The organism is Oleiphilus sp. HI0086 (assembly GCF_001635225.1).
In genome coordinates, this window is sequence record NZ_LWFZ01000816.1 from 1 (window position 1) to 6,038 (window position 6,038).

Here is a 6,038-nt window from a genome sequence, read left to right on the forward strand (position 1 = left end):
ACCGCTTGGAGTATGCGTGGCAGGATGAGCAGTACTTTACTGCGCCGAACCATGAAACCTCTTATCAGGGGGCTTATGCTTTAGTGAATGCGAGGTTCGGTTATGAGAGTGCAGATGAAATGTGGGAAGCAGAAGTTTACGTTGAAAACCTAACGAATAAAGCGTATTCAACTTCCACTCGAGAGTTTCCTGGTAGCCCTTTAAGCCTGGATAGTGTCGGTGTAACCAAAGACATCAACCCACCAAGAACCTTTGGTTTGCGTTTAGTTCGCAACTTCTAAACGTAATGAAATCAAAAAAAGCCTCATATGAGGCTTTTTGTATGTATGGGAATAATCCGAAGTAGACAAGGCGGGGCCGCCTACAAAAATCTCACACAAACTCATGCTTCCGACGATACTTATGCGCCGGATACGAACCCAATATCCGTACCTCCTTCGCGAAAAAGTTCAATTCTTCCAAAGCATTCTGAAGCGCTTGCTGACGATAATGTCCATCGACATCAATATGAAAATGACTCGCTTCCATGGTTCCACCATCCATATAGCTCTCAAGCTTGATCATATTGACACCGTTGGTGGCAAAACCACCGAGAGCCTTATACAAAGCCGCCGGTATATTTCTGACCGAAAACAACAAGCTCGAAATATAATGCTGCTTCGGATCATAGTCGGCATCAATAGCTTGCTTAGCCAAAACAATAAAGCGCGTCGTGTTGCCGCCCACATCCTGAAAGCTCTCTGCGATCACATCTAGCCCATACAGCTCTGCCGCCAAAGTAGAAGCTATCGCGCCATGGCTACCGTAAACCGATTGCGCATCTTTCTTAGACGCCAAGTCCTTAGCAGACAAAGCCGTATCCATCGCCACTAAAGGGGTGATCTTTAAAGCTTCCAAACGATGAAAGCACTGCGCCAAAGCTTGAGGATGAGAAGACACTGTCTTAATCGCCTCAAGTTGAGTTCCGGGTAGGGCAAGCAAGCAATGATTCACCGGCTCAAAGTGCTCGGCAATAATGCTCAAATGCGTATTGGGTAATAAACGATAAATCTCCTCAACACGCCCGGCGGTCGAATTCTCAAGCGGGATCATCGCATAGTCAGCCTGGCCTTGTTCCACCAGCTGAATAGCGCTTTGAAAGTTCTCGCAAGCGAGGGCACGATGATCAGGAAAGACCTTCTTACAGGCCAAGTGCGAATAAGCACCCTCAATTCCCTGATAAGCAACAGTAATCTGTGTAGGAGTGTTCATGGTAATAACTGCTTGTATAAATTCGAATGCTGGGATTATAAAGAATAATCAGAGCTAGTGTATCTTTTTCAACGGAGTCAGACTCGATTGAAAACCAATCGAGTCTGACTCCGTTGAAAAGAAGCTGCTGAAAAGTTAGTGTAGATTTAGTGTTCAACGCCAGAAGACAGGGAGGTCAATATGGCGAGATTACCCCGGTTTGTGATTCCAGGCCATCCGCAGCGCGTGATTATTAGAGGTAATAACCGTGAAGCGATTTTTCATCAAAATGACGATTATTTGTTCTATCTAGATAAACTGAATGACGCGTGTCGAGCATACTCTTGTGAAGTACATGCTTATGTCTTGATGACCAATCACGTACATTTGCTGATTACACCTCAAGTGGAAGACGGCATATCAAAAACAATACAGAATATTGGGCGTTACTATGTTCAGTACTTTAATAAAAAGTACCGCCGAACGGGTACGTTGTGGGAAGGGCGTTATAAAGCGTCTCTTATTGACTCAGCTCTCTATTTACTAACTTGCTATCGATATATCGAGCTAAATCCTGTTCGGGCCAATATGGTGGCCCACCCATCTAATTACCCTTGGTCTAGTTATCGTGTTAATGCTTTGGGAGCACAAAGCGAGCTAATCTCACCTCATTTCGAATACTTGTCTTTATCCGTATCGCCAGAAAAAAGACGGTCGATATATCGTTCTCTATTTACGTACGAGATAAAAGAACAGACGCTTGAAGAGATTCGCACAGTAACAAATAAGGCATGGGTACTGGGAAGTGAGCAATTCAAGTCTCAAATTGAAGCGCAGACCGGTAGGGCAAGTCACCCGAGAAAGACGGGCGGTGATCGTAGGTCGAAGGTTTTCAAAGGGGTCAGACTCGATTGAAAATCAATCGAGTCTGACCCCTTTGAAAAAGGCTAGGCCGCCTTAAGATCATAACTCTGCGGATAAAGCTTGTTCGCTTCAGCTTCTTCCAAATCCCTTTGTATTGCAGCAGCGGTATTCTTCAGTACGTTGAGCCCAAATTTCTGAATTCCATTTATGAGCATAGTCAGGCACAAGCAAAATCGTTTAACGTACTGTTATAGAAATTAGGGTATGCAAAATCATGACTCCCATTATTCAAATCGAAAACTTGTCTAAGGTTTATGCTGGTGGTTTTCAAGCGCTCAGTGGTATTAACCTTACAATAGAAAAATCTGAAATCATTGCTTTACTCGGTCCGAACGGGGCCGGTAAGACGACCTTAATCAGTACCATTTGCGGTATAGTCAATCCATCTTCCGGCACCGTGACTGTCGACGGTGAGGATATTATCAAAGGCTACCGCCATACGCGTGAAATGATTGGTCTGGTTCCACAAGAGTTAACGACTGACTCATTTGAGACTGTATGGGATACCGTGACGTTTAGTCGAGGCTTATTTGGTAAAGCGCCTAACACGGCTTATATCGAGAAGACGCTAAAAGACTTATCACTGTGGGATAAGAAAGATAACCGTATTATGGAGTTGTCAGGTGGTATGAAGCGCCGTGTGTTGATAGCCAAAGCGCTGTCGCATGAACCCAAGATTTTATTCTTGGATGAGCCGACAGCTGGGGTTGATGTTGAGCTGCGAAAAGATATGTGGGAGTTGGTCCGTAAGCTTCGAGAAAAGGGGGTCACGATTATCCTCACCACACACTATATTGAGGAAGCAGAAGAAATTGCTGACCGTATTGGTGTGATCAATAATGGTCAATTAGTCTTGGTTGAAGAGAAGACAGAATTGATGCGTAAGTTAGGGAAGAAGCAATTAACCCTCGACCTGAAGACCGAGCTATCTAGTTTGCCAACGAGCCTAAAAGGTTTCGATCTAGTGCTGAATAATAATGGCCTGCAACTTGTTTATACCTACGACACGCTAGAAGATCATACGGGTATTGCGACCTTGCTCCAGCACTTGTCTGAAGAGGGGATTCAGTTTAAAGATTTAAAGACTGACCAGAGCTCATTAGAAGATATCTTTGTATCGCTTGTTAAGGAGTCCGCATGAACCGTCACGCAGTTGCCGCGATTTATAAGTTTGAAATGGCCCGTACAAAGCGAACCATTTTCCAGAGCATTGTCTCGCCAGTTATCTCTACCTCTTTGTATTTTGTCGTCTTTGGTTCTGCGATTGGCTCGAGGATTAATGAAGTGGACGGAGTTAGCTATGGGGCCTTTATCGTACCAGGCTTGATTATGCTTTCTTTGTTAACGCAGAGTATTTCTAACGCTTCATTTGGAGTTTATTTTCCTAAGTTTAGCGGCACCATTTATGAGCTACTTTCTGCACCTGTTTCATACTTCGAAGCCTTGCTTGGCTACGTGGGGGCCGCAGCAACGAAGTCGATCATACTTGCCTTGATTATTCTCGCAACGGCGAGCCTGTTTGTACCGCTACAAATAGCGCATCCGGTTTGGATGATGGTCTTCCTTGTGATGACGGCCATTACCTTCAGCTTGTTCGGTTTTATTATCGGCATCTGGGCCGATAACTTTGAAAAGCTTCAGGTGATTCCTTTACTGGTGATTACGCCTTTAGTGTTTTTGGGCGGTACTTTTTACTCTGTCAACATGCTGCCGCAGATCTGGCAGACCATCACTTTATTCAACCCTGTTTTGTATTTGGTAAGCGGCTTTCGCTGGAGTTTTTACGAGATTTCAGACGTCAGCATGGTAGCAAGTCTGGCGGCTATTAGTGGCTTTCTGCTTCTGTGTATTGTTGGCGTATGGTGGATATTTAGGACGGGGTATCAGTTGAAGAAATAGCTAAATGATTAGGGTCAGCGTCAAAAATGACTTTTTTCGCTGATCCTAATTTGATCAATCATGTATCGAAGGAATAAAAACGAAGACAAAAGTCCTCTGAAACCCTTATTCCTCGGTAGCCTAAAAAAAGGGTTTGAGAGAATAAAAACGAAGACAAATATAAGTTATTGATAAATATAATTAATTGCTCATATTTAAGATGTTTTCATTTTGGTCTTATTCGTTCCCATGTTTTCTGATTTTCAGCCCCTCATTTCTAGTGAATTATGATATCTTGATGTTTTTAGTCGCGGCGATTGATTCATAATGTTCTCAGTGTTTAGAAATAAGACGGACCTTCCGAGCAATCTTGAGTTCGAACAAATAATACTTGAACTCCCAGAAGAACAGCGCTCAATAGATAGAGATAAAACAGACCTGATTATCGGCGTACCACAGACCGAACATAATGGTTATAAAGTGTTGGACGGTATTCCCAGGGAATGTACTTCTGTTTCAATTTTGCTTGGAGGAAAAAGTCTTCATATTTTGGAAGCTCTTGTTAAGTCTGGCTTACCTCAACAGCTCCGTTCAATATGTATAGGTCACTGCGACTATACTCCTCCTGGATCTTCATTTAATTATGAAAAAGCTATAGAAATCTTGTCTGGAACTAGCTTTCCTCTTTTAGAGCATCTGTCACTAGGTATTGATGAATTGTATTGTAATCGTGATGGTTGGGCTCCAAGTTTACTTGGCGATTTAACAAGCTTACTTGAGAGTCTACATTCAGTCGAATCACTCGTTATTCATGGTAATTTTAGACTAGATAGGCCAATACTTTTCAAAAGACTGCGCAATCTTGAAATCATAACGAGTGATGGCGAACCGTTAACCTCTAAGACTCATGACAATCTATTGACGTCCGGTTTTAGCGTATTGGAAGATGCTTGGTTGAGCCTAGGGGGAAGTAATATTAGCAGCTACACTTTTCCAGATATTTTTATAAATGCAGAAAATCTGCCTCATATCAAAAGACTCGAGATCGATGGGATGTATAGCTGCGGCCAGCTAAAAAGGTTTAGAGAAAGCAAACTGTGCAACAAATCGGGTATCAAAGTTTTTAGTGAAGAGTTGGAAGAAAATCTTAATGATTCTAGCTGTTGACGTTGACTATAAAAACGATACGGGATTAATCGGTGGTGTTATTTTTGATGATTGGACTGATAAAGAACCGACGATTGAGGTTGTTAGCAAAGTTCAGTCTGTTGAAGATTACACTCCCGGTGAGTTTTATAAGCGAGAGCTGCCTTGTATTCTCGAACTAATAAATGAGCACTCGCTAAAACCAGATGTTATCGTTGTTGATGGGTATGTATTCTTAGATGGAGAGAAAAGACCTGGCCTTGGTAAACATCTTTATGATGCTTTAGGTGGTAGCATTCCGGTTGTCGGTGTCGCTAAAAATCGATTCAAGAGTATCGGTTCAAATTATGAAGTATACAGAGGTAAGAGCGACAAACCGCTGTATGTGACTGCGGCTGGATTGGATATTGAAATTGCTAAGCAACAAATAATAAACATGGATGGTGGTTTTCGCTTTCCGACGCTATTGAAACGTGTAGATAAGCTTTGTCGGGCTTGGGATAGTTCAAGCTGAACCTTAATAACGAAAAATATAATTTAGATATTTGATTCTTGGTTGAATCAAGAGAACTATTAATGAGTAAATTCAATTTATTTGGCCGCTTATCGGCCTCACCAACCAAACCAAAGGCACACTCCAAAGCTAAGTCTTTCGATGTTTCAGATTTGTATGATGGGCCTTTTGGTTCAGGTGAAAGTGACGCTCAAGAAACTAGCACGGGACTAGATGAAAAGCTTAGGCAGGCTTACTTTTGGATCGTTAATAACGCGATAATCAGTCCTCACTATGATATCGAATATAATGATCAGTCTCCGCAACAGTTTAGGGCGGGAGACAGTCACAGTACGCTAAACCTCCC

Annotated in this window: 8 protein-coding genes; 7 read left to right on the forward strand and 1 reads right to left on the reverse strand. The window is 42.6% G+C overall.

From position 1 onward, the window contains the following. The coding region (locus A3756_RS14480; RefSeq protein WP_156490490.1) for a TonB-dependent receptor at positions 1-281 on the forward strand (281 nt) is incomplete at its 5' end. A 91-nt stretch (positions 282-372) separates the two neighbouring features. Here A3756_RS14480 and A3756_RS14485 read toward each other — a convergent pair. After that, positions 373-1,251, reverse strand: coding sequence for a prephenate dehydratase (locus A3756_RS14485; protein ID WP_068506680.1), 879 nt, complete (start codon positions 1,249-1,251; stop codon positions 373-375). A 180-nt stretch (positions 1,252-1,431) separates the two neighbouring features. Here A3756_RS14485 and A3756_RS14490 point away from each other — a divergent pair, with 180 nt between their 5' ends. The 6 genes from A3756_RS14490 to A3756_RS14515 all read left to right on the forward strand — a co-directional run. Then, on the forward strand, positions 1,432-2,145 hold the full coding sequence (locus A3756_RS14490) for a transposase (RefSeq protein WP_068553749.1): 714 nt from the start codon (positions 1,432-1,434) through the stop codon (positions 2,143-2,145). Positions 2,146-2,368: 223 nt separating this feature from the next. After that, entirely contained in the window at positions 2,369-3,295 is a 927-nt protein-coding gene (locus A3756_RS14495; protein WP_068506675.1) for an ABC transporter ATP-binding protein, read from the forward strand. Continuing rightward, positions 3,292-4,053, forward strand: a complete 762-nt coding sequence (locus A3756_RS14500; RefSeq protein WP_068553750.1) for an ABC transporter permease — start codon at positions 3,292-3,294, stop codon at positions 4,051-4,053. Before A3756_RS14495 ends, A3756_RS14500 begins: the two co-directional genes overlap by 4 nt. 306 nt (positions 4,054-4,359) lie before the next feature. Next, complete coding sequence (locus A3756_RS14505) at positions 4,360-5,199, forward strand: hypothetical protein (RefSeq protein ID WP_068553751.1); 840 nt, start codon at positions 4,360-4,362, stop codon at positions 5,197-5,199. Then, positions 5,183-5,692 (forward strand): endonuclease V, encoded by a 510-nt coding sequence (locus tag A3756_RS14510; RefSeq protein WP_068506668.1) that lies wholly within the window; start codon positions 5,183-5,185, stop codon positions 5,690-5,692. Before A3756_RS14505 ends, A3756_RS14510 begins: the two co-directional genes overlap by 17 nt. 62 nt (positions 5,693-5,754) lie before the next feature. Further along, positions 5,755-6,038, forward strand: a 284-nt coding sequence (locus A3756_RS14515) for a hypothetical protein (RefSeq protein WP_197481318.1), incomplete at its 3' end; no start/stop codon positions are given.

What these genes read in the sequence shown, in the direction of transcription:
- A3756_RS14485 (WP_068506680.1), bottom strand. Translation starts at nt 1,251, where the DNA reads ATGAACACTCCTACACAGATTACTGTTGCTTATCAGGGAATTGAGGGT.
- A3756_RS14490 (WP_068553749.1), top strand. Translation starts at nt 1,432, where the DNA reads ATGGCGAGATTACCCCGGTTTGTGATTCCAGGCCATCCGCAGCGCGTG.
- A3756_RS14495 (WP_068506675.1), top strand. Translation starts at nt 2,369, where the DNA reads ATGACTCCCATTATTCAAATCGAAAACTTGTCTAAGGTTTATGCTGGT.
- A3756_RS14500 (WP_068553750.1), top strand. Translation starts at nt 3,292, where the DNA reads ATGAACCGTCACGCAGTTGCCGCGATTTATAAGTTTGAAATGGCCCGT.
- A3756_RS14505 (WP_068553751.1), top strand. Translation starts at nt 4,360, where the DNA reads ATGTTCTCAGTGTTTAGAAATAAGACGGACCTTCCGAGCAATCTTGAG.
- A3756_RS14510 (WP_068506668.1), top strand. Translation starts at nt 5,183, where the DNA reads ATGATTCTAGCTGTTGACGTTGACTATAAAAACGATACGGGATTAATC.